The sequence below is a fragment of the Nocardia sp. NPDC003726 genome (genome assembly GCF_053586955.1).
This window is the reverse complement of record NZ_JBSFNF010000004.1, coordinates 12962-34582: the sequence shown is the minus strand read 5'-3', so window position 1 is coordinate 34582 and position 21621 is coordinate 12962. Positions and strand designations below refer to the sequence as shown.

General features: G+C 69.4%; 20 protein-coding genes. 10 read left to right on the top strand and 10 right to left on the bottom strand.

Annotated features, from left to right (window positions below):
- Window positions 1–63: 63 nt before the first annotated feature.
- Window positions 64–1650: a methionine--tRNA ligase gene (metG, locus tag ACWDMM_RS06800; RefSeq protein WP_323124156.1), complete on the bottom strand. Its 1587-nt coding sequence runs from the start codon at window positions 1648–1650 to the stop codon at window positions 64–66.
- A 71-nt stretch (window positions 1651–1721) separates the two neighbouring features.
- On the opposite strand from metG, the gene ACWDMM_RS06795 reads away from it, so the two are divergent.
- The 3 genes from ACWDMM_RS06795 to rsmA all read left to right on the top strand — a co-directional run bounded on the left by ACWDMM_RS06795 (window position 1722) and on the right by rsmA (window position 4806).
- A complete protein-coding gene (locus ACWDMM_RS06795) occupies window positions 1722–2549 on the top strand; it encodes a TatD family hydrolase (RefSeq protein WP_195082459.1) in 828 nt (275 codons plus the stop codon).
- A 206-nt stretch (window positions 2550–2755) separates the two neighbouring features.
- On the top strand, window positions 2756–3883 hold the full coding sequence (locus tag ACWDMM_RS06790) for a transglycosylase family protein (RefSeq protein WP_357103777.1): 1128 nt from the start codon (window positions 2756–2758) through the stop codon (window positions 3881–3883).
- A gap of 41 nt (window positions 3884–3924) precedes the next feature.
- On the top strand, window positions 3925–4806 hold the full coding sequence (gene rsmA, locus ACWDMM_RS06785; protein WP_357103774.1) for a 16S rRNA (adenine(1518)-N(6)/adenine(1519)-N(6))-dimethyltransferase RsmA: 882 nt from the start codon (window positions 3925–3927) through the stop codon (window positions 4804–4806).
- Window positions 4807–4875: 69 nt separating this feature from the next.
- Here the strand turns inward: rsmA and ACWDMM_RS06780 are convergent, their stop codons facing one another.
- Together ACWDMM_RS06780 and ACWDMM_RS06775 are read right to left on the bottom strand one after the other, a co-directional pair.
- Complete coding sequence (locus ACWDMM_RS06780) at window positions 4876–5082, bottom strand: heavy-metal-associated domain-containing protein (RefSeq protein WP_195082461.1); 207 nt, start codon at window positions 5080–5082, stop codon at window positions 4876–4878.
- Between the two features lie 153 nt (window positions 5083–5235).
- Entirely contained in the window at window positions 5236–7038 is a 1803-nt protein-coding gene (locus ACWDMM_RS06775) for an ABC-F family ATP-binding cassette domain-containing protein (protein WP_449936388.1), read from the bottom strand.
- 269 nt (window positions 7039–7307) lie between these two features.
- On the opposite strand from ACWDMM_RS06775, the gene ACWDMM_RS06770 reads away from it, so the two are divergent.
- Window positions 7308–8156, top strand: coding sequence for an LLM class flavin-dependent oxidoreductase (locus ACWDMM_RS06770; RefSeq protein ID WP_449936386.1), 849 nt, complete (start codon window positions 7308–7310; stop codon window positions 8154–8156).
- Between the two features lie 405 nt (window positions 8157–8561).
- Here the strand turns inward: ACWDMM_RS06770 and ACWDMM_RS06765 are convergent, their stop codons facing one another.
- Complete coding sequence (locus tag ACWDMM_RS06765) at window positions 8562–9497, bottom strand: 4-(cytidine 5'-diphospho)-2-C-methyl-D-erythritol kinase (protein ID WP_195082464.1); 936 nt, start codon at window positions 9495–9497, stop codon at window positions 8562–8564.
- A gap of 80 nt (window positions 9498–9577) precedes the next feature.
- Window positions 9578–10330 (bottom strand): SDR family oxidoreductase, encoded by a 753-nt coding sequence (locus tag ACWDMM_RS06760; protein ID WP_195082465.1) that lies wholly within the window; start codon window positions 10328–10330, stop codon window positions 9578–9580.
- Between the two features lie 76 nt (window positions 10331–10406).
- Here ACWDMM_RS06760 and ACWDMM_RS06755 point away from each other — a divergent pair, with 76 nt between their 5' ends.
- On the top strand, window positions 10407–11000 hold the full coding sequence (locus tag ACWDMM_RS06755) for a TetR/AcrR family transcriptional regulator (protein ID WP_195082466.1): 594 nt from the start codon (window positions 10407–10409) through the stop codon (window positions 10998–11000).
- Here ACWDMM_RS06755 and ACWDMM_RS06750 read toward each other — a convergent pair.
- Together ACWDMM_RS06750 and ACWDMM_RS06745 are read right to left on the bottom strand one after the other, a co-directional pair.
- The gene (locus tag ACWDMM_RS06750) at window positions 10997–11890 is read right to left on the bottom strand and encodes an Abi-alpha family protein (protein ID WP_449936383.1); all 894 of its coding nucleotides are present in this window, start codon (window positions 11888–11890) and stop codon (window positions 10997–10999) included. The two genes, ACWDMM_RS06755 and ACWDMM_RS06750, sit on opposite strands and share 4 nt — an antisense overlap.
- On the bottom strand, window positions 11881–13155 hold the full coding sequence (locus tag ACWDMM_RS06745; RefSeq protein ID WP_244891732.1) for a hypothetical protein: 1275 nt from the start codon (window positions 13153–13155) through the stop codon (window positions 11881–11883). Before ACWDMM_RS06745 ends, ACWDMM_RS06750 begins: the two co-directional genes overlap by 10 nt.
- A gap of 240 nt (window positions 13156–13395) precedes the next feature.
- Here ACWDMM_RS06745 and ACWDMM_RS06740 point away from each other — a divergent pair, with 240 nt between their 5' ends.
- Both ACWDMM_RS06740 and ACWDMM_RS06735 read left to right on the top strand, forming a co-directional pair.
- Window positions 13396–14274 (top strand): Abi-alpha family protein, encoded by an 879-nt coding sequence (locus ACWDMM_RS06740; RefSeq protein WP_323124158.1) that lies wholly within the window; start codon window positions 13396–13398, stop codon window positions 14272–14274.
- A gap of 412 nt (window positions 14275–14686) precedes the next feature.
- Window positions 14687–15262, top strand: a complete 576-nt coding sequence (locus tag ACWDMM_RS06735; RefSeq protein WP_323124169.1) for a nuclear transport factor 2 family protein — start codon at window positions 14687–14689, stop codon at window positions 15260–15262.
- Window position 15263: 1 nt separating this feature from the next.
- On the opposite strand, the gene ACWDMM_RS06730 is transcribed toward ACWDMM_RS06735, so the two are convergent.
- Window positions 15264–16907 (bottom strand): peptide chain release factor 3, encoded by a 1644-nt coding sequence (locus tag ACWDMM_RS06730; RefSeq protein WP_195082468.1) that lies wholly within the window; start codon window positions 16905–16907, stop codon window positions 15264–15266.
- A gap of 302 nt (window positions 16908–17209) precedes the next feature.
- On the opposite strand from ACWDMM_RS06730, the gene ACWDMM_RS06725 reads away from it, so the two are divergent.
- Window positions 17210–17812: a 50S ribosomal protein L25/general stress protein Ctc gene (locus ACWDMM_RS06725; RefSeq protein ID WP_357103761.1), complete on the top strand. Its 603-nt coding sequence runs from the start codon at window positions 17210–17212 to the stop codon at window positions 17810–17812.
- Window positions 17778–18392, top strand: a complete 615-nt coding sequence (pth, locus tag ACWDMM_RS06720) for an aminoacyl-tRNA hydrolase (protein ID WP_350906490.1) — start codon at window positions 17778–17780, stop codon at window positions 18390–18392. The genes ACWDMM_RS06725 and pth overlap by 35 nt, the downstream gene beginning before the upstream one ends.
- Before the next feature lie 146 nt (window positions 18393–18538).
- Here the strand turns inward: pth and ACWDMM_RS06715 are convergent, their stop codons facing one another.
- A complete protein-coding gene (locus tag ACWDMM_RS06715; protein ID WP_195082470.1) occupies window positions 18539–20182 on the bottom strand; it encodes a fatty acyl-AMP ligase in 1644 nt (547 codons plus the stop codon).
- A 99-nt stretch (window positions 20183–20281) separates the two neighbouring features.
- Window positions 20282–20953 (bottom strand): lysophospholipid acyltransferase family protein, encoded by a 672-nt coding sequence (locus ACWDMM_RS06710; RefSeq protein ID WP_195082651.1) that lies wholly within the window; start codon window positions 20951–20953, stop codon window positions 20282–20284.
- 106 nt (window positions 20954–21059) lie between these two features.
- On the opposite strand from ACWDMM_RS06710, the gene ACWDMM_RS06705 reads away from it, so the two are divergent.
- Window positions 21060–21620 carry a TetR/AcrR family transcriptional regulator gene (locus ACWDMM_RS06705; protein ID WP_195082471.1) on the top strand — a complete coding sequence of 187 codons (561 nt, stop codon included), beginning with the start codon at window positions 21060–21062 and terminating at the stop codon, window positions 21618–21620.
- Window position 21621 lies beyond the last annotated feature (1 nt).

Sequence of the window (21621 nt, the reverse complement as noted above, 5' to 3'; positions counted from 1 at the left end):
GCATGCCGTCGCGGAACACCGGAAAGCGTTGTGCGCGTTGCCGTTACGGCAGGCGAGAAGGGGTCAGTCCTTCGGTTCGACGTACTTCGGGAACACCGGTTCCGGCGCGGGCAGCGTCAGCCCCGGCTCGATCGGCGTCGCGATGTCGGCGAACGTGCGGCTCTGCTGCCCCAGCTGGTCGAGGATGCGGCCCGCCGATCCCGGCATCACCGGCTGCACCAGGATGGCGACGATGCGCAGCACCTCCAGCGTCACGTAGAGCACGGTGGCCTCGCGGGCGAGATCCTCCGGGGTGCCCGACTTCGCCAGCGCCCACGGCGCCTGCGCGGAGAAGTACCGGTTGGTCTCGCCCAGGGTCAGCCAGATCGCCTCCAGGGCGAGATGCATCTGCTGTGCGTCGAATTCGGTCCGGCAGCGCTCCAGCAGGCCGCCCGCCAGATCCAGCAGGGCGCGGTCGTCGTCGGTGAACTCGCCCGGCGTCGGCACCACGCCGCCGCAGTCGCGCGCGACCAGCTTGGTGCTGCGCTGCACCAGGTTGCCGAACTCGTTGGCCAGGTCGCTGTTGATCCGGCTCACGATGGCCTCGTGGCTGTAGCTGCCGTCCTGGCCGTAGGAGATCTCGCGCAGCAGGAAGAAGCGCACCGCGTCCAAGCCGTAGTTCTCCACCAGCTCCAGCGGGTCGACCACGTTGCCGACGGACTTGGACATCTTCTCGCCCTTGTTGTACAGGAACCCGTGCACGAACACGCGTTTCGGCAGCTCCACTCCGGCCGAGAGCAGGAACGCGGGCCAGTACACGGTGTGGAACCGGGTGATGTCCTTGCCGATGATGTGCACGTCGGCGGGCCAGAACTTGCCGAAGGCGGCGGAGGAGGTGTCCGGGAAGCCGACGCCGGTGAGGTAGTTGGTGAGCGCGTCCACCCACACGTACATGACGTGGTCGGGATGGCCGGGCACCGGCACGCCCCAGTCGAAGGTGGTGCGCGAGATGGACAGGTCCTTCAGGCCGGCCTTGACGTAGCTGACGATCTCGTTGCGCCGGGTGGCCGGCGCGATGAACTCCGGATGCTCCTCGTAGAGCGCCAGCAGCTTGTCCTGGTAGGCCGACAGCCGGAAGAAGTAGTTCGACTCCTCGGTCCAGGTGACCGGCGTCTTGGACTCGGTGGAGATGCGGGTGCCGTCCTCCAGCACCGTGGTCTCCTCGTCGGTGTAGAACGCCTCGTCCCGCACCGAATACCAGCCGGAGTAGTTGCCGAGGTAGATGTCGCCGTTGGCCAGCATCCGCTCCCAGATGGCGACGCTGGCCTCTTGGTGGTCGGCGTCGGTGGTGCGGATGAAGCGGTCGAAGGAGATGTCGAGCGTCTTGTCCAGCGCCTCGAACACGTCGGAGTTGCGCGCCGCGAGCTCTTCCACCGGGATGCCCTCGGCGGCCGCGGCCTGCTGCATCTTCTGGCCGTGCTCGTCGGTGCCGGTCATGAAGAACACGTCGTAACCGTCGAGGCGCTTGAAGCGGGCGATGGCGTCGGCCGAGATGTACTCGTACGCATGCCCGATGTGCGGCGCGCCGTTCGGGTAGGCGATGGCCGTGGTGATGTAGAAGGCGGGGCGGTCAGCTGCGCTCATGGTGTGTCTACTGTAATGCGCGTGCATTCTTTCGCTCGCGTGAATATGCCCGTCGCCGCTTCGCGCGTCCCACCGTCCGTGTGGCGGGGTGGCCGCCGATGAGCGCGAAACGCGCCGCGCCGGAGCTGCCCGAGCCGCTGTCGCCGATCGTGGACGCGCACACCCACCTGGACGCCTGCGGCGCGACCGACGCGGCGTCCACCGCGGCGATCGTCGACCGGGCCGCCTCGGTCGGCGTCGGCCGGGTGGTCACCGTCGCCGACGACCTGGATGCCGCGCGGTGGGCGGTGCGGGCCGCGCAGTGGGACGATCGCGTGTTCGCCGCCGTCGCGCTGCATCCGACCAGGGCCAACGCGCTCGACGACGACGCGAAGGCCGAGCTGGAGCGCCTGGCCGACGACCCGAGGGTGGTCGCCGTCGGCGAGACCGGCTTGGACTACTACTGGCCGGGCAAGCTGGAGGGCTGCGCCGACATCGAGACCCAGATCGAGGGTTTCCGCTGGCACATCGACCTGGCCAAGCGGGTGCGCAAGCCGCTGATGATCCACAACCGCGAAGCCGATCACGATCTGCTGACCGTGCTGCTGGACGAGGGCGCGCCGGAGCGGGTGATCTTCCACTGCTTCTCCTCGGACACGAACATGGCGCTGTCGTGCGTGGCCGAGGGCTACATCCTGAGCTTCTCCGGGACGGTGAGCTTCAAGAACGCGCACGAATTGCGCGAAGCGGCCAAGGTGGTGCCCGACGACCAGATCCTGGTGGAGACCGACGCCCCGTATCTGACCCCGCACCCCTTCCGCGGGGCGCCGAACGAGCCGTATTGCCTGCCGTACACCGTGCGCGCGCTGGCCGAGTTGCGCGAACAGGATCCGCTGGAATTGGCGAAGATCACCACCGCCAACGCGCGGCGCGTCTACCGGATCTGAGCGGGACGCCCGCCGAGTCACACGCGTCCGCGTGGGGCGTCACTGCCCGTAATGCATCGGTGTACACGAAATGTGTTCTATGTCACTTTCGGCGTTCCGTTTCGTGATTTACCTGCGGGGTCGATATTCGATCGTGATATTGAAAAGGCGCTGTTCCGGAGCTTGCTGTTGTCGGCGCCCTACCCCCTCGTTATCGTGCTGTGACCATGTCCCCCTTCACGCGGATCAACCAGTCGCGTTCGCCGCTGCTGCACATCGCGGTCGGCGCGCTGCTGCTGACGCTGATCGTCGGCGCCGGCCTCGCGATCGTGAATCGCAAGACGGTGACCGTCGTCGTGGACGGCGAGAAGCTCTTCCAGACCACGATGTCGCGCGACGTGCGCGGCGTGCTGAAGGCCGCGGGCTTCGCCGTGACCGACCGGGACAAGGTGGCGCCGGCCCTGGCCGCGCACATCGCCGACGGCGCGACCATCACGCTCAACCGCGCGCGTGAGGTCGATCTGTCGGTCGACGGGTTGACGCAGAAGGTCTGGACCACCGGAGTGACCGCGGGGGAGGCGCTCGAGCAGCTGAAGATCCCGAAAGAGGTCTACGTCTCGCCCGCCCGCGACGAGCGGCTCCCGCTGCAGGGCGCGTCGTTGACGATCGCGACGCCGCGGGTGGTCTCGCTGGTGGACGGCATCGGCAACCCGGTGGACGTGCGCGCCGCCGCACCCACCGTCGGCAAGTTCCTCGAGGTGACCGGCATCCCGCTGATCGAGCAGGACTCCGTGGAACCGGCCGCGTCCACGCCGCTGACGAACGGCCTGCGCGTCACCGTGACGCGCAAGCGGGTCGAACAGCGCACCGAGACGCTGCCGCTGGATCCGCCGGAGAACGTCATCGAGGACCCGACCATGAACATGAGCCGCACGGTGGTGGAGTCCCCCGGCGCTCCCGGCGTCCAGAACGTCACGTTCGCGGTCACCATGGTCAACGGTCAGGAAGTCGACCGGCAGGCGGTCGGTTCGACGGTGACCGTGGCGGCGCAGCCGAAGACGGTCCGCAAGGGAGCCAAGCCGGGCACCGAGGTGCCCCCGGTGCGGGACGGCGACATCTGGGACGCGCTGGCCCGCTGCGAGTCCACCGGCAACTGGTCGATCAACACCGGCAACGGCTACTACGGCGGCGTGCAGTTCGATCAGGGCACCTGGGAGCGTCAGGGCGGGCTGCGCTACGCCCCCCGCGCGGACCTGGCCACCCGGGAAGAGCAGATCGCCATCGCGGAGATCACCCGGCAGCGGCAGGGCTGGGGCGCCTGGCCCGCGTGCACCGGTCGCCTCGGCATCGGCTGACGCGGGGGAGACGTCGCGCCGCCGGTTGATAGATTCTCGAGGTGTCCGAACCTGATATTTCCGCTCGTGGGAGTGCGGCGCTGCTCGGGCCCGCCGAAGTGCGGGTGCTCGCCGAGCGGTTCGGGGTGCGGCCGACCAAGCAGCTCGGGCAGAACTTCGTGCACGACGCGAACACGGTGCGGCGGATCGTCGCGGCCGCGGGCGTCGGGCGCGGCGATGTGGTGCTCGAGGTCGGGCCAGGTCTCGGTTCGCTGACCCTCGCGCTGCTGGACGTGGTGGACTCGGTGGTCGCCGTGGAAATCGACCCCGTGCTGGCGAGCCACCTTCCGGTGACCGTCGCGGACCGGGCGCCGGAACTCGCGTCGCGCCTGTCGGTGGTCGAGGCGGACGCGCTGCGCGTCACCGCCGCGGACCTGCCCGCCGCGCCGACCGCGCTGGTCGCCAATCTCCCGTACAACGTGGCCGTGCCGGTGCTGTTGCATCTGCTCGCCGAACTGCCCGGCATCGCGGTCGCCCTGGTGATGGTGCAGGCCGAGGTGGCCGATCGCCTTGCCGCCGAGCCCGGCGGCCGTATCTATGGCGTGCCCAGCGTGAAGGCGGGCTTCTTCGGGAAGGTCCGGCGGGCCGGGGCGGTGGGCACCCAAGTGTTCTGGCCGGTCCCGCGAGTCGAGTCCGGTCTGGTCCGGATCGACCGCTTCGCCGAGCCGCCGTGGCCGATGGACGACGAGCATCGCCGCCGTGTTTTCGAGGTCGTCGACGCCGCCTTCGCGCAACGCCGCAAGACGCTGCGCGCGGCGCTCGCCACTTGGGCCGGGTCGCCCGCCGAAGCCGAGCGCCGCCTGCTCGCAGCCGGCATCGCTCCGACCGCGCGCGGCGAAACCCTCGACACCGCCGCGTTCGTCCGGCTGGCAGCCCAGGCGTAGCGCTGTGGGCACGGCAGCGGCCCCGCTACCGGCCTGGGCCGGTGCGCGGAGCCGCTGGGTGCGACCGGGTCAGACGGCGACTTCGTAGCCCGCTTCGTCCACGGCGGCGACGATATCGGCGTCGGCGATCGGCGCTGTGCTGTCGACGCGGACGGCGCCGCTGGCGAGATCCACCTCGACTCCGGTCACGCCGTCGATCTTGCCGATCTCGGTCTTGACGGAGCTGACGCAGTGCCCGCAGGTCATCCCGGTGACGGTGTAGGTGGTGGTGGGCATGTCCGACTCCTTCGCATCCAGTTCTTCATACGGCCGGGGGGTACCCGACACTGAAAGATACCCCCTGAGGGTATATGCGGGCAAGGGTGCCCGCGCGGGCTCCGGAGTGGCACATCCCTTCCTGAGCCCCGGTCCTGCTGGGCGAGCCGAGGCTCACACGCCGTCGGCCAGTTCCAGCCAGCGCTCTTCGGCCGTTTCCTTCTCCGCGAGCACCTGCTTGAGCTCCGCGCCGAGGGTGACCAGCTTGTCCGGGTCGGTGGCGGCGTCGGCCAGCGCGACGTGCAAGCGCTGCTCGCGCTCGGACAGCTTGTCGATGGCGCGTTCCAGCCGGGTCAGCTCCTTGCGGGCCGCGCGGTAGGCCGCGGAGTCGGTGGCCGGGGCGTCGGCGGGTTTGGCCTCCGGTGCGGCGCCGCGGATCTGGCTCGCGGCGAGGGCCGCGCGCTTGGTCAGATACTCCTCGATGCCGCCGGGCAGGTTGGTGAGCTTGCCGTCGCCGAACAGCGCCCAGGTCGAGTCGCAGATCCGCTCGATGAGGTACCGGTCGTGACTGATCACCACCAGCGTGCCCGCCCAGTTGTCGAGCAGGTCCTCCAGTTGTTGCAGGGTGTCGATGTCCAGGTCGTTGGTCGGCTCGTCGAGCAGCAGCACGTTCGGTTCCGACATGAGGATGCGGGTCAGCTGCAGGCGCCGCCGCTCGCCGCCGGACAGGTCGCCGACCGGCGTGCGCTGCCGGGCGGGGGTGAAGCCGAGCCGCTCGGCCAGCTGTCCGGCGGAGATCTCCTTGTCGCCCAGCATGATTCGCTGCGCGATCTGCTGCACCGCTTCCAGCACGCGCAGGTCGGTCGGCAGGTCGTCGAGTTCCTGGCGCAGCCAGCCGATCTGGACGGTCTGGCCTTGAATGCGCTTGCCCGCGGCCAAGGTCGCGCCGGTGTCTCCCCCCAGGGTGCGCAACAGCGTCGTCTTGCCCGAGCCGTTGACGCCGACCAGGCCGACGCGCTCGCCCGGCGCCAGCCGCCAGGTCAGGTCGCGGACCAGTTCCCGGCCGTCCGGCGTGGTGAGCGTGACGTCCTCGAGTTCGACGACAACGCGCCCGAGGCGTTTGCGCGCGAAGGCCGCCAGCGAGACGTTGTCGCGCGGCGGCGGCACGTCGGCGATCAGGGCTTCGGCGGCCTCGACCCGGTAGCGCGGCTTGGAGGTGCGCGCCTGCGGGCCGCGCCGCAGCCAGGCCAGTTCCTTACGAGCCAGATTGCGCCGCCGGGCCTCCGACGCGTCCGCCTGGCGGGCGCGCTCGGCCCTGGCGAAGATCCAGTCGCCGTAGCCGCCCTCGTAGCTTTCCACCTTGCCGCCGACCACCTCCCAGGTGCTGGTGGCGACGGTGTCGAGGAACCAGCGGTCGTGGGTCACAACGACCAGCGCGCTGCGGCGGCCCAGCAGGTGCGCGGCCAGCCACTGCACGCCCTCGACGTCCAGGTGGTTGGTCGGCTCGTCGAGCACGAGCAGGTCGAGTTCGCGCACCAGCGCGGCGGCGAGCGCGACCCGGCGACGCTCACCGCCGGAGAGGTTGTCCACCGAGGTGTCCATGCCGAGGCCCGCGATGCCGATGCCGTCCATCACCGAGCGGATGCGCGGGTCGGCGGCCCATTCGTGTTCGGCGACCTCGTCGGTCATCGCGTCGTCGGCCAGCCCGGCCAGCACCACCGAACCGACCGTCGCGCCCGCGGGCAGCGTGCCGCGCTGGGTCACCACCGCCATGCGCAGGCCGCCTAGCCTGCTGACCCGGCCGCTGTCGGGTTCCTCGATGCCGGTGAGCACCTCGAGCAGGGTGGTCTTGCCGCCGCCGTTGAGGCCGACGACTCCGATCCGTTCGCCGGCGTGCACGCCGAGCGAGACGTTCTCCAGCAGCGGCTTGATCCCGAAGCTCTTGTGGACCTGTTCGAGATTGATCAGGTTGGACATGGATCCTTCCGTGTCTTGCGGGGGCGGTCCGATAACGCCCCGGGCCAGCGTACCGACCTGGGTGGACCGTCTGCCGTCCCGGCGAACGACGGCGAGCTTGCGTCGACGAACGGTGTTCGTCTAGATTGGCCGGTAGAACGAACGCTGTTCGTTCGATGACACCGAATCGGCGCTCCCCAGAAGTACAGCCGCAGAGTGGGACGCCCGCCTCGAGCAGAGGCGTCGGCGGGCGGCTCCATCCCATTCCGCATGTTCTCTGGAGGATTCCCATGCACGTCGGCCTCGGCCTGCCCATTTCCGATCCCGCCGCGCTGCTCGACTGGGCCCGGCGCGCCGACGCGGGCCCGTTCCGCACGCTCGGCCTGCTCGATCGGCTGGTCTACGACAATCCCGAGCCGCTGATCGCGCTGGCCGCGATCGCGGGTGCGACCAGCCGCGTCCGCGTTCAGACCGAAGTGCTGCTCGCGCCGCTGCGCGACCCGGTGCTGCTCGCCAAACAGGCCGCCACCCTGGACCGGATGTCCGGCGGACGGTTCGTGCTCGGTCTCGGTGTCGGCGGTCGCGCCGACGACCACTCGGCCTCCGGCACCGACCTGCGCACCAGGGGCCGCCGCCTGGACGAACAGCTCGCGCTCATGCGCCGCCTGTGGGCCGGTGAGCCCTACGGCGACGAGTGTGGGCCGATCGGCCCTGCGCCGCTGCGCCCGGAGGGGCCCGAGATCCTGTTCGGCGGTTTCCAGCCCGCGGCGCTCGAGCGCGTCGGTCGTTGGGGCGGTGGGTTTCTCGCCGCCGCCCCGCCCTCGTGGGCGGGCAAACTCTTCGACACCGTCCGCCTTTCCTGGAAGAACCACGGCAGACCGGGCGAACCCAGGATCGTCGCCCAAGTCAACGTGGCCCTCGGTCCGGACGACGTGATCGAGGACGCCCGCGCATCGATGGGCGCTTACTACGAGTTCAGCGGCTATACCGAGGGCATCCTCGCCGGCCTGCTCACCACACCCGCGCAGATCCGCGCCGCGCTGGCCGAATTCGGTGATCTCGGCGCGGACGAGGTGATGTTCTATTGCTACGGGCGCGACGCCGATCAAATCGATCGGCTGGCCGACCTGCTGCCCTGAGCAAGGCCGCGCATCGGCCGTGCGGGGCGCTCGGTGATGCCGAGCGTTCCCGCTGGATCGGCTCGGCCTGCGTCGTGTGCGGGTCGAGCCCTTCCGTGATGCCGAGTATTCCCGTCGCGTATCGGCGGCAGGCCACGGATATTCGTGCGCGCCGCAGTGTCATCGCAGCATCGTGCAGTGGACACCCCATCGGAACTCGAGCCGTTCGGCCGCGCCTGCCCGGATCGTACGGCGCGGCCGACAATACGCGGAACCGATGCGTTGGGCCGCGCGGTGGACGAACGCGTTCGCGACTGCGGTGTAGTTGCCGGCACCGTGGTGCTGCGCGCTTCGGCCGGGGCGCGCTCGGGTGGCACTCGGCGACTTCCCGCGCCGGAAGCCGCATCTGTCCGCGGCCTCCGGCGGTCAGTGCTTTCCCGGCGCGTCGCCGCTGAGGACGCGCGCGCCCGGCACGGGTCCGCTGGCCGTCCGCACGCTGCGGCAGACGCCCGCGCCCGCGAGTTCGGCGGCCACCGCGATCGCCGATTCCTCGCTCTCGCACAGGAACGCGCAGGTGGGTCCGGAGCCGGAGACGAGTCCGGCCAGCGCGCCCGCGCTGACGCCCGCGCGCAGCGTGCGGCGCAGTTCCGGTTTCAGCGACACCGCGGCGGCCTGCAGATCGTTGCCGAGCAGCGGGGCGAGTTGCCGAGGGTCGCCGGAGGCCAGCGCCTGCATCAACTGCTGCGGCTCGCCGAGCCGGGGCGGTTCGCCGTGCTCGCGCAACCGGTCGAGTTCGGCGAACACCGCAGGCGTGGACAATCCGCCTTTGGCGAAGGCGAGCACCCAGTGAAATGTATTGCGCGACAGCACCGGTAACAGGCGCTCGCCGCGTCCTGTGCCGAGCGCGGTGCCGCCGTGCAGGGCGAACGGAACATCGCTGCCGAGTTCGGCGGCCACCGCGCTCAGTTCCTCCCTGGACAGTCCCAGATCCCACAACTCGTTCAGCCCGACCAGCGCCGCGGCGGCGTCGGCGCTGCCGCCTGCCATGCCGCCGGCCACCGGAATGCCTTTCGTGATGGCGATTTCCACCAGGGGAGCGCGGCCGCCGAGATGCGCGAGCCGGACGGCGGCTTTCCACACCAGATTCGTCCGGTCGGTCGGCACCTCCGCGGCGCCTTCTCCGGTGACCCGGACGGCCAGCGAGCCGGCCGGCGCGATCTCCAGATCGTCGCTCAGGGACAGCGCTTGGAACACCGTGGTCAGGTCGTGGTAGCCGTCGGCCCGCAGGTCGCCCACTCCGAGATGGAGGTTCACCTTCGACGGCGCCCGCACGGTGACGGGACTCGGCACAACTGACAGCACGGTGCTCAAGCGTAATGGGTGCGGTCGGACGGAGTCCGTCTTCAGCCTGCGCATGGCCGGAGCGAAGGCGGAGGTACGCCTTATAGCAGCGCGCCGCCGGTGGCATCGATCCATTGCCCGGTCACCCAGCGTGCGTCGTCGGAGGCGAGGAACCCGACGACGTCGGCGACGTCGGCGGCCTGCCCCACGCGCCGGAGCGGGGACATCGTCGCCACCGAGGCCTGCGCTTCGGCGTTGCGCAGCCAATTCGCGTTCATGTCGGTGTCGATGATGCCGGGCGCCACCGCGTTCACGGTGATGCCGCGCGCGCCGACCTCCTTGGCCAGCACGCTGGTGAAACTGTCGATCGCGGCCTTGGTCATGGTGTAGGCGATCAGTTGCGGCATGTGTGCGCCGTGGGTCAGTCCGGTGGAGATGTTGATGATGCGCCCGCCCGTGCGCAGGCGGTCCAGGCCGAGGCGGGTGATGAAGAACGGGGCTTTGGCGTTGACCGCGAAGACCCGGTCGAACGCCGCTTCGTCGGTCCCGGCGATCGGCTCCCTGATGCCGTCGATGCCCGCGTTGTTCACCAGGATGTCCAGTCCGTCGGCGTGCGCGTCGAACGCCGCCCACAGCGCCTCCGCGTCGCCGGGCACGCCCAGTTCGGCGCGAATCGCGAACGCCGCGCCGCCCGCGGCCTCGATCGCGGCGACGGTCTCCTTCGCGGCCTGTTCGTCGCGGTGGTAGTGCACCGCGACGCGCGCGCCGTCGCGTCCCAGTCGTTCGGCGATAGCCCGTCCGATGCCCCGGCTGCCTCCGGTGACCAGTGCCGTCTTGCCCGTCAGTGCGCCCATGACGCCTTCCTTTCTCTATCGACCGCTACAGAAAGCAAGGTAGCACATTATCTAGTGAGCGCTATAGAATTGCGCCATGAGCACGACGACCCGAGGGCGGCCGCGGTCTTTCGATCGGGACGCGGCGCTGGAGAAGGCCATGCGGCTGTTCTGGGCCCGCGGGTACGAGGCCACCTCGATCGGCGACCTGACCGCGGCCATGGGCATCGGCGCGCCAAGCCTGTACGCGGCGTTCGGCGACAAGAAGACGTTGTTCACCGAGGTGGTGGCGAATTTCGGCGCGCGCTACGGCGGATTCGTCGCGCGGGCGCTGGCCGAGGAGGACACCGCGGACGCGGCGGTCCGGCGGATCCTGCGCGAGGCCGCGACGGAGTACACCCGGCCGGAATGTCCGCACGGCTGCCTGGTGATCAGCGCGGGCGTGAACACCACCAGCCCCGAGATCGCCGATTTCCTGCGCGAGCTGCGCAATCGGAACATCGACACGTTCGCCGCACGCATCCAGGCCGACATCGACGCGGGCGTGCTGCCCGGCCATCTCGACGCGCGCGCACTGGCCCGCTACGTCGGCACGGTGATGCAGGGCATGTCCCAGGCGGCGCGGGACGGGGCGAGTCGCGCCGAACTCCAGCGCGTCGCCGAGATGGCGCTGCGCGGCTGGGCGACCTAGTGGCCCGAGGCGCGTCCGTCCTGCACGACCACCGGCAGGCAGGTGCGCACGAAGTCCACGCCGAAATCGGTGAGCACGACGCTGCGGTAGATCACCTTGGTGCCGAAGCCGGAGCGCTTCAGCATCTCGCGCACCGGTGACTGCGCCTCCAGCAGCTGATACCGGTTCGGGTTGCCGACCGGCTCGCGCGCGTGCTCGATCAAGCCGAGCCTGCGCAGGTTGGTCAGATACTGCTGGATCCGGTTCGGAAAGCGCAGGCCGGCGTGCTCGCCGATCAGCGTGAGCATCGAGCCGAGGCGTTCGGAGCCGAGCGCGCGCGGGCGGCCGGTGCGGATGTCGATCGAGGGCTGCGGCCCGTCCAGATGCAGGAAGCGCAGGATGCGCGCCTCATCCGGGGTCAGCTCGCCGAGCATGCCCGCGAAGGCCGGGTGGTTGTCGTCCTCGCCGTGCGGACTGGCCGACAACCGCAGCAGCGCGGCGCCCTGTTCACGCAGCGTCGGCACCGCCTCCTGCGCGGCCGGTTCCGTGGCCGCGGGCATCCCGAGCGCCTTGCGCATCGCGTCGCGAACCTCGGACTCGGCTTCGGCCAGCACTTCTCGCGGCGGGGCTCCCTCGATGCTGCGCCGCACGACGGTCGAGGTGACGCCGACCGCGGTGCCGACGCCCCAGGACGTCACCCCCGTGACCGCCGTCCACGCGACCCGTGCCACACCCGTGGCGGCGCGCACCGTGGCCAGGGGAACCGTTACCCGTCTTGATGATTCGTCGGTGTGCGCGATATCCGAAGCCGGCCGCCGGGCGATCTCCTGCGATGGCTCGGCATCCGCCGTCGCCGCGCCGAGGTGCTCGACGGCCTCGATATCGCCGTCGTCCGGACCCGCTACAGCCATGATGTCGCCACTCCCGTTCCGAAGATCAGGATATGAGCGTATCCGGCGAACAGCCCCAACACGCCGCCATGGACGAAAAGGAGCCATTCGTCCTGCTTGATGGCGGCGCGCAGCATGTCGACGAAGTCCGGCGGCGACAGCATCGCCATCTGCCGCGCGATGTACTCGTTGATCTGCCTGCCCTGGCGGACGTTGAATTCCGGGTCGGCGAACGCGATCGGCGCGATGGCCATGGCTTCGCTGGTGAAGGTCGACTGCAGCGAGTCGTATTCGCGGCTGCCGAGCATGAACTTGACCGCGGGGCGCGCCGGCCCGAGCGCGCGGTCGGCGGCCGGGCGCAGCGTGTCCTCCAGCATCTGCATGGTGCGGTCCGAACGCGGGCCGTTGAGCAACTCGTCGCCGATATTCGCCACGGTGATCACCTGGCTGGAAACCAATTCCGCGTATCCGTCGGTGATTTCGGACTTCCGTTTGATCAGCAGGCCCTGCCGCCACGGGACCCACCACTTCGGATATGCGGGCGCGAAGATCATATTGATGCCGATCCAGTTGACCACCCAGCCGATGATGACGCCGCCGATCGGCAGCACCGCCAGACTGGGCCAGCCGGTCAGATGCAGGACTGCGACCAGCAACACGCCCATCGGCGCGCCGAAGTAGAAACCGAAGTTCTGCATGAAACGCAGTTCCTTCGCGCCGAGCACCTGGAACAGCGTGTTGAGCAGATGCGGCCTGGCCTGGAAGTAGCGGATCACCATCTGCTTCACGTCGAGCAGCTGATCGATATTCGCGCCCAATTCCTCGGTCAGCTCGCGCAGGATCTCCGGCAGCTGCTGGCGCACCCTGGCGTGCACCATGTCGCGCACCTGGGCGGGCAGGTTGTACCAGAGTTGCGGGTGCTCGCGGCGCAGGATGTCCTCGACGATGTCCTTGATCTGCACGTCGGCGATGCTCGCGAGATGCTCGGCCAGCTTGTCGGGCTCGAGCTCCCGGTAGAAGTCCGAGACGCTGCCCAGTTTGGCCAGGCCCTTGTCGACCGCGATGCTGGCCATCTTGTCCGCGCGGGACGGGACGATGCCCTGCCACCCGAACCGGCCGTCGTAGCTGAGCAGCGGCAGGACCTGAATTCGCTTGGGAAGGAAGGGATACAGCGCGCGCAGGCCGGGAACACGGACGCCGTGGAAGGCGACCGGCTTGAACAGCATGAGCACGCCGGTCCAGTTGGTGATGTAGCCGATCACTCCGGTGAAAAGCGGTATGGTCACGAGCTCGAGGAGGATCGTCGGGTGGATTCCGAAAACACTCTCTAACACGACACCCTCCTGCCGATACACCGGTGATCGCCGCCTCACCGGCACCCAAAACTAGCACCCCCTCGGCGAAGAAACCTTATTGCGCGCCGTGTGCCGGTCGCACTGTCCGAGTCAGACGGTGCGAATGCCCCGCCACCCAAGGGGAAGTAATCTGTGGGACGGATTCGTTCCCCCGGCGATATCGGAGAAAACGTGGCAGACGACAGGACCGGACAGGACGTGGCGCGGCCAGGTTCGCGCGCCGTCGAGCGCAGTTCGGATGTCGAACAGCGGCAGATCAGCAATGAGGCCCGGCTGATCCGCGGCGTGTTCCGCGCGGCCGGAGTGGCCGCGGGCACCGTCGTGCGCGGGAGCCAATGGGCGGTCGGCACGACCTATGAGGTCACCAAGGAGATCACCCAGGCCGCTCTGGACGGGGAGTCCTCGGCGGAGATCGCCGAGCGGACCGGGAACGCGTTGCGCTCCATCGCCCGTAGCGCGCTCGGCGTCACCGAGGGATCGGTCCGGGAGATCGTCAGCTATGTCCCCACGTCCAACGGACCCACCTCGCAGCAAGCGCTGGCCGTCGGGCCGTACCTGCGCTCGGCGAGCACGGAGGAGTTGCGCCGCCGCGGCGACGCGCTGCTGGCCAGGTCCGCCGACGTCTACTTCACCGAGGACGTGCACCCGGCCTACGACCGCATCCTCGACGAACTCGCGCCCGACGAGGCGCGCATTCTGCGCTTCATGGCGCTCAACGGCCCGCAGCCGTCGGTCGACGTGCGTACCAACCGTCCACTCGGCATCGGTTCGGAACTGGTGCAGGGCGATCTGACCTCCGTGCCCGAGCAGGCCGGGGTGCGCTACCCGGACCGGGCGCGGTCCTACCTGATCAACCTCAACCGCCTCGGGCTGACGCTGACCTCGGACGACCCGGTGGTGCTGAGCCGGTACATGGTGCTCGAGGTGCAGCCCGTGGTGGAGGCGGCGCTGAAGAAGGCGGGTCGGGCGCCGAAGATCGTCCGCAAGAGTCTCCGGTTGACCGAGTTCGGCGAGGACTTCTGCCGCACCTGCTTCACGATCAACAGCTGACGTCCCCGAAGTTGATCTTCGTGGGAATGTTGCGGCTCGTCGTGATAGCAATCTGATACAACTCTCCCAATCCGGCACTCGGGATGGGATTGTTGAGAGTATGGATCAGCGAACCGGCGGGCAGGGGCGCGGCGACCCAGGGTTGGGCATCGCCGGGCAAACGCGTAACGACCGGGGCAAGGGTCCCGGTAATCTGCAGCGCGACGACTCGGGATTTCCCCCGGGCCGCCAGGAGCGCGGCGGGGTGGACATAGATTCGAGCGGGCCGGAGCCCGAGGAGCGAGACATCGATCCGGCCGCTTCCGGGCCGAGCCGCGGTCAGCGGGCGGCGAGCACCGGCGAACGCGATCCGGGCGACCGGCGTTCCGACGACCGGCCGCGCTTCGACGCGGGGCCGATCGACTTCGGGCGGGTGCGAGACGATCCGCGGTCGGCCCGCGGTCGCGACGAGGGCCGCGAGCCCGACGACGTATCGGCGATCTCGCGGCTGAAGTACCGGTATCTGCGCACCCTCGACACCAAATCGTGGGATGACTTCGCCGACACCATGGTGCCCGAGGCGACCGCCACCTACAGCGAATACCTCCAGTTCGAATCGCGCGAGGCGTTCATCGCGTTCATGCGCAACACGCTCGGGCCGCACGTGATCACCGAGCACCGCTGTGATCACCCCGAGATCGATGTCGACGGCGACACCGCCACCGGCACCTGGTACCTCGCCGACACGGTGCTCATTCCGGGCCACAACATGCTGCTGCGCGGCGCGGCGTTCTACACCGACCGCTACGTGCGCTGCGACGACGGGCGGTGGCGGATCTCGCACACCGGCTACGAACGCACCTATGAAGTGGTGCTGTCCCTCAGCGATCTGCCGAGCCTTCGCCTGACTTCCAGCCGTTGGGGCCTGATCGCCAAAGAGGACGGCATCTCATCGATCGAACGTGACCCCGGCACCGCGCCGCCGCGACCGGAGTCCGAGGCCGGCTGACTCAGTCGGCGGTAGCGACCAGGGGCTCCAAGGTGAGCGCCGGGTGCTCCTTCTCGATGTATTGCAGCCGCCACTTGTCGCTGAACAACGCCAGCAGCGCACCGTCTGAGCGAGTGAACACCTCCACCCCGCGCTGGCGCCCGAGTTCGTCCGCCGACGCGGCGTCGGTCCGCCGGGCCAGCGTGTACCCGAGGTGCTCCATCGTGGTCTCGACGTTGAACTCCGCGAGCATGCGCGCGGTCACCACTTCGAACTGCATCGGGCCGACCGCGGCCAGCACGGGGGAGGCGTCGCCGCGGATGTCGTTGCGCAGCACCTGCACGACGCCTTCGGAATCGAGCTGGTCGACGGCCTTGCGGAACTGCTTGTACTTGCCCGCGCTGCGTGCACGCAGCACCGCGAAATGCTCCGGGGCGAACGACGGGATCGGCGGGAACTCCACCTTCTTGTCCACGAACAACGTGTGCCCTGGAGCCAGCGCCGTCGCGTTGACCAGGCCGACGACGTCACCCGGGTAGGCGGTGTCGACGGTGGCGCGCTCACGGCCGAACACGGTCAGCGCGTACTTGGTGGCGAACGGTCGCCCGGTCTGCGCGTGGGTGACCACCATGCCGCGTTCGAATTCGCCGGACACGATCCGCATGAACGCCAGGCGGTCGCGGTGGGCGGCGTCCATGCCCGCCTGCACCTTGAACACCACCGCGCTGAACGGGTCACCGGTCTCGCGCGGCTTGCCGTCGATGTCGCGCCGCGGACCCGGCGCCGGCGCGAGCGCCACCAAGGTCTCCAGCAGCTGCCGCACGCCGAAGTTCAGCATCGCCGAGGCGTAGATGACCGGCGATGTCTGTCCGGCCAGGAACAATTCCTGGTCGTGGTCCTGGCCGGTGGCCGAGAGCAGCTCGCTCTCCTCCGCGGCGGTGCTCCACGCTTCTCCTTCGCGCGCCTCGGCGGCTTCGGGCGTGAGCGACTCCTCCGGCGCGATGGTGGCGCCGCCCGCGGTACGGGTGAAGTGGATGTATTCCAGCGCGGCGCCTTCCGGGCCGCGGCGCAGGAGGCCGCGGAAGTCCCCCGCGATACCGACCGGCAGGAACAAGGGGGTGGGGGTGAGCCCGATCCGCTCACTGATCTCGTCGAGCAGTTCCAGCGGCGCGCGGCCCGGCCGGTCCCACTTGTTGATCACGGTGATCACCGGGATGCCGCGGTGGCGGCAGACCTGGAACAGCTTCAGCGTCTGCGGCTCCAGGCCCTTGGCCGCGTCGATCAGCATCACCGCGGCGTCGACGGCGGTGAGCACCCGGTAGGTGTCCTCGGAGAAATCGGAGTGGCCGGGAGTGTCCACCAGGTTGATGACGCTGTCCACGTCGGAGCCCGCGGCACGGTAGTTGAACTGCAGCGCGGTGGAGCTGACCGAGATGCCGCGCGCCTTCTCCATCTCCATCCAGTCCGAGACGGTGGACTTGCGCCCGGCCTTGCCGTGGATCGCGCCCGCCTCGGAGATCATCCTGGCGTGCAGGGCCAGCGCCTCGGTGAGCGTTGACTTGCCCGCGTCGGGATGGGAGATCACCGCGAACGTGCGCCGGCGGGCTACCTCGGCGGATAACCCACGGGATGCGGGCGCGACAACACCCTCAGGGGAGGCGCTCAACGCAAGACAACCTTTCGCAGACGATCGATCGGCAACCACGCCAGCGTACGCGACGCGCTCGAGCGCGAGCCGAACCGCCGGTGACCACCCGATTCAAAGAGCGCCTCTGCGCTGGGGTATGGTGTTCGGGTTGTCTCGGCGAGGGTGACCGCAGACCAGTTTTGCGACACCGTGATCGACGCGGCGCGGCTTCCGGCCGTCCCTGTTCGGTCTTCGCCCCGACGAATAGACCATCCGTCAGGTGTGCAGCACCCCTGACGTGTAACTGACAGCCCGGAAGAGCCGTAGGAGTAGATCCAGTCATGTCCGACGTCAACCTTCTCGAAGCAGCCGTACGCACGGAGTTCGGCAAGGGCGCCGCGCGCCGCACCCGCCGTGCGGGCAACGTCCCCGCCGTGCTGTACGGCCACCAGTCCGACCCGCAGCATCTCTCGGTGAACGCCCAGGCCTTCGCCGCCATCCTGCGTGAGCACGGCACCAACGCGGTGCTGAACCTGGTCATCGACGGCAAGAAGCAGCTCGCGCTGACCAAGTCCGTCGTGGTGCACCCGATCCGCCGCTACATCGAGCACGCCGACCTGCTGATCATCAAGCGCGGCGAGAAGGTCACCGCCGACGTGAACGTCACCGTCACCGGCGACGCCGCCCCCGGCACCTTGGTCACCCAGGAAGCCACCACCGTCTCCGTCGAGGCCGACGCGCTGAACCTGCCCGAGGCCATCGAGGTCTCCGTCGAGGGCGTCGAGGCGGGCACCCAGATCACCGCGGGCGAGCTGCGGCTGCCCGAGGGCGTCAGCCTGGCCGCCGATGCCGAGACCCTGATCGTCAACGTCATCGCCGCCCCGGCCGCCGAGCCCGTCGAGGGCGAGGGTGCGGCCGAGGCCGAGGGCGAGAGCGCTGAGTAGTACCGAATCGTCCGCCGGGCCCGCGCTCGTCGTCGGACTGGGCAACCCCGGTCCCGAGTACGAGCGCACCCGGCACAATGTCGGTTTCCTGGTCGCCGACGTGCTCGCCGAGCGCGTCGGCGGCCGTTTCGGTGTGCACAAGAAATCCGGCGCCGACCTGCTGCAGGCGCGGCTGGACGGGCGTCAGGTGCTGATCGCCAAGCCGCGGTCGTTCATGAACCTGTCCGGCAGGCCGGTGGCCGCGCTGGCGAAATTCTTCTCCGTGCCGCCGACCGAGGTGATCGTCGTGCACGACGAACTCGACCTGCCGTTCGGCGCGATCCGCCTCAAGCGCGGCGGAGGTGAGGGCGGGCACAACGGTCTTCGCTCCGTTTCCAGCGCCCTGACCACCAAGGACTACCTGCGCACCCGGATCGGCATCGGCCGCCCGCCGGGCCGCCAGGACCCGGCCGATTACGTGCTGAAGCCGTTCTCGGCGCCGGAGCGCAAGGAAGTCCCCGTGATCGTCGAGCAGGCCGCCGACGCGGTGGAACTGCTGCTGCGCGTGGGGCTGGAGACCGCGCAGAACCAAGTGCACTGAGCCGGGAACGAGCCGGCCTTCGCCAACGCTCGCCGTAGAGGAGCGATCGCGCTGCGGCGTCCCGGCCCGCCCAACCCGTCGGACGGGCGGGGCGACGCCAGGGCGGCCGCTGACAAGCGGTTCGGTGACCGGTGCTCCGGATCCGTTCACAGATGGATCGCGGTCGCCGCCCTGCGCAGTTTGCCGGAGGACGTCTTCGGCAGCGCCCCCGGGCCGAGCACGGCGACGGTGCGCGGCCGTGCGCCGACCTCGGCGAAGACCGCGTGCACGATCTCGCGCTCGATGCGCTTGACCTCTTCGGGATCCTGGTGGGAGCCGCTCTCCACCACGACCGCGAAACTCTCCCGCTTCTGGCCCGCGTCCAGGCGCACCGCCACCGCGTTGCCGGGCCGCACGCCGTCCACCCTGGCCGCCGCGCGCTCGATATCGGTGGGGTAGATGTTGCGGCCACCCATGATGATCACGTCTTTGATCCGGCCGCACACCACGATCAGTCCCTCGTCGGTGAAGTAGCCGATGTCGCCGGTGTCCAGCCAGCCGTCTTCGTCCTGGGCCGATTGGAATCCGTCCACCGTCAGGTACCCCGAAGTGACTGCGGGACCGCGCAATTCGATCACACCCACCGAACGGGCCGGGAGCGGTTGACGTTCGCTGTCGACGATCCTGCCCTCCAAGTTGTCGACCAGGTAGCCGAGGGTGGGCAATCGCCGGATGTTCGCCGGTTGGCCGTGTTCCTCCGGAACCGGCACCGCCTTGCCGATCGCCTCGAGCAGGTCGGCGTCGATCACGTCGAGCACCTGTCCGTGTCCGGGATCGGGGATCGACACGGCGAGCGTGGTCTCGGCCATGCCGTAGACCGGGGTGAGCGCCATCGGGTTGAGGCCGAAGCGCTTTCCGGCGTCGGCCAGCGCCTCCATGGTGTCCGGGTCCACCGGTTCGGCGCCGTTCCACATGTACCGCACACTGCTGAGGTCGAACGCGCCGTCGTCGGCCTGCCGCAGCCGCCTGGCCAGCAGCGAGTAGGCGAAGTTCGGTGCGGCGGTGACGGTTCCGCGGTACTTGCTGATCAGCTCGGCCCACAGCAGCGGCCTGGTGAGGAAGTCCAGCGGCGTCACGCACACCACTTCGGCGCCGATTTGCATGGGGACACTGAGGAATCCGACCATGCCCATGTCGTGGAACAGCGGCAGCCAGCTGACCATCACGTCGTCGTCGAGCTGGAATTTCACCCGATCGAACATGGCGTAGGCGTTGACGAAGAAGTTCTGGTGCGTGATCCGCACCGCCTTGGGCGAGCCGGTCGAGCCGGAAGTCAACTGCTGCAAGGCGATATCGTCCTCGGCGGTGGGCACCGGGTCGATATCGGGGCCGTCGGGCAGCTGGTCGATGCGCACGACGGTGATGCCGCGTTCGCGCAACAGCGGCTCGGCCGCCTCGAACGGCGCGCCGAGCACGACCGCGCGCGCCTGGATCATGGTCAGCACGGTTTCGGTGTCGCGCGCCCAGACCACCAGGTCGGTGCGCGGAGTCGGCTGATGCAGCATGGTGATCGACGCGCCGCGCATCCAGACGGCCTGGCAGGCGGGCGCGATGTCGACCGGCATGCCCGCGAGCACGCCGACCGCGTCACCGTGCCCGATGCCTGCTTCGGCCAGCCCGCCCGCCATGCGCCGGGCGATTCGGTGGATCTCGGCCCACGTGCGCCGCAGCGGGGCGCCGGGCTCGCCGGTCACCAGTCCGCGCTCGGAGGTCTGTGCGGTCGCGTACATCTCGTCGGTGAATCTGCTCAAAGTCCCAACTCCTCCATCACCCACCGTTGCCGGGGACCGGCCTCCCCCAACTATCACGCCATAGTGGCTCAGCGTTAACCCCATTTCCAGGGGCGCAGGTCAGGGGCGCGAAACAGCCGCCGGAAAGGTTGCGGCGTAACGATCGACGTAGCAGCGTCCCGAGCGGGCGGCCAGTTCGCGCATCAACTCGTCGGTCGCGGCGCGCACCTGGTGACGCTGCGCGGCGGGGGGATAACGGCGCTGCGCGCCGAACGCGATGCGCACCTTGCCGAAACGCAGCAGGCGGCTGCCGCGCGGATTCACCCGATCGGTGCCGGAGATGGTCACCGGAACGACGGGCGCGCCGGTGGCCATGGCGACCCGCAGCGCGCCGGTGCGGCCGCGATAGATCCGCCCGTCGGGTGAACGGGTGCCTTCGGGATGAATCGCCCAGACCCCGCCGTCGGCCAGGATGCGAGTGGCGGCGGCCAGCGCGGCGGCGGCCGCGTCACCGCCGGTCCGATCGACCGGCACCTGTCCGGAGACCGAGTAGAACCAGCGGTTGATCCGGCCGCGCAGACCTTTTCCGGTGAAGTACTCCTGTTTCGCCAGGAACGTGACGCGCCGTGGCACGACCAGCGCGAGGTAGAGCGAGTCGATGACGGCGAGGTGGTTGGCCGCGATGATCACCGGCCCGGTGCGCGGAATGTTGTCCAGTCCTTCGACCACGGGCCTGCCGAGCAGCCGCAGCAGCGGACCGAGCAGGACGTACTTGAACAGCGGGTACCACACGACGAAGACCTCCAGGAGAGTAAGCGTAGACATTGTCTACCCGATCTCGTAGACAGTGTCTACGCCCGGGTGCGGTGGCGCGGCGGCAGCTGTGGACAATGTCCACATGGCCGAGAGCGAGTCGCTGCGAGATCGACTGGTCGACGTCGGCGTCGATCTGCTCGAAGAGGTCGGCGCCGCCGGGCTGGGACTGCGGGCGATCACCAGGGCCGCGGGCGTTTCACATGGTGCGCCGCGGCGGTATTTCCCCACCCATCGCGCACTGCTGGCCGCCATCGCCGCGCGCGGGTTCGCCGACCTCGCGGACCGGTTCGCCGCGGTGGACGCCGGGGCGGCGCGCGACCGTCTCGCCGGGATGAGCGCCGAGTACATCGAGTTCGCGGCGCGGCGGCCGGAGATGTTCACCTTGATGTTCCGCCACGACCTGCTCGAAGGCTCCGGCGAGAATCTGCGGTCGGTCAGCCTGCCGCTGTTCGCGCGGTTCGCCGAGCTGGTCGGCGCGGCGGCGGGATCGAGCGCGATCGACCCGCGCCACCGTGCGATCGCCCTGTGGACCAATGTGCACGGAATCGCCACCGCCCGGGCCAATCGCAGCCTGCGTTTGGTCGATCCGGAAGCGGACGCCGCGGCTCTGGTGGCCAGGGCACTGGCCGTGCACCTGGCCTGAG

Bases quoted from the DNA above. Each gene is read 5' to 3' on its own strand.
- metG (WP_323124156.1), bottom strand. From the start codon at position 1,650: ATGCACGCGCATTACAGTAGACACACCATGAGCGCAGCTGACCGCCCC.
- ACWDMM_RS06795 (WP_195082459.1), top strand. From the start codon at position 1,722: ATGAGCGCGAAACGCGCCGCGCCGGAGCTGCCCGAGCCGCTGTCGCCG.
- ACWDMM_RS06790 (WP_357103777.1), top strand. From the start codon at position 2,756: ATGTCCCCCTTCACGCGGATCAACCAGTCGCGTTCGCCGCTGCTGCAC.
- ACWDMM_RS06780 (WP_195082461.1), bottom strand. From the start codon at position 5,082: ATGCCCACCACCACCTACACCGTCACCGGGATGACCTGCGGGCACTGC.
- ACWDMM_RS06775 (WP_449936388.1), bottom strand. From the start codon at position 7,038: ATGTCCAACCTGATCAATCTCGAACAGGTCCACAAGAGCTTCGGGATC.
- ACWDMM_RS06770 (WP_449936386.1), top strand. From the start codon at position 7,308: ATGCACGTCGGCCTCGGCCTGCCCATTTCCGATCCCGCCGCGCTGCTC.
- ACWDMM_RS06760 (WP_195082465.1), bottom strand. From the start codon at position 10,330: ATGGGCGCACTGACGGGCAAGACGGCACTGGTCACCGGAGGCAGCCGG.
- ACWDMM_RS06755 (WP_195082466.1), top strand. From the start codon at position 10,407: ATGAGCACGACGACCCGAGGGCGGCCGCGGTCTTTCGATCGGGACGCG.
- ACWDMM_RS06750 (WP_449936383.1), bottom strand. From the start codon at position 11,890: ATGGCTGTAGCGGGTCCGGACGACGGCGATATCGAGGCCGTCGAGCAC.
- ACWDMM_RS06725 (WP_357103761.1), top strand. From the start codon at position 17,210: ATGTCCGACGTCAACCTTCTCGAAGCAGCCGTACGCACGGAGTTCGGC.
- ACWDMM_RS06705 (WP_195082471.1), top strand. From the start codon at position 21,060: ATGGCCGAGAGCGAGTCGCTGCGAGATCGACTGGTCGACGTCGGCGTC.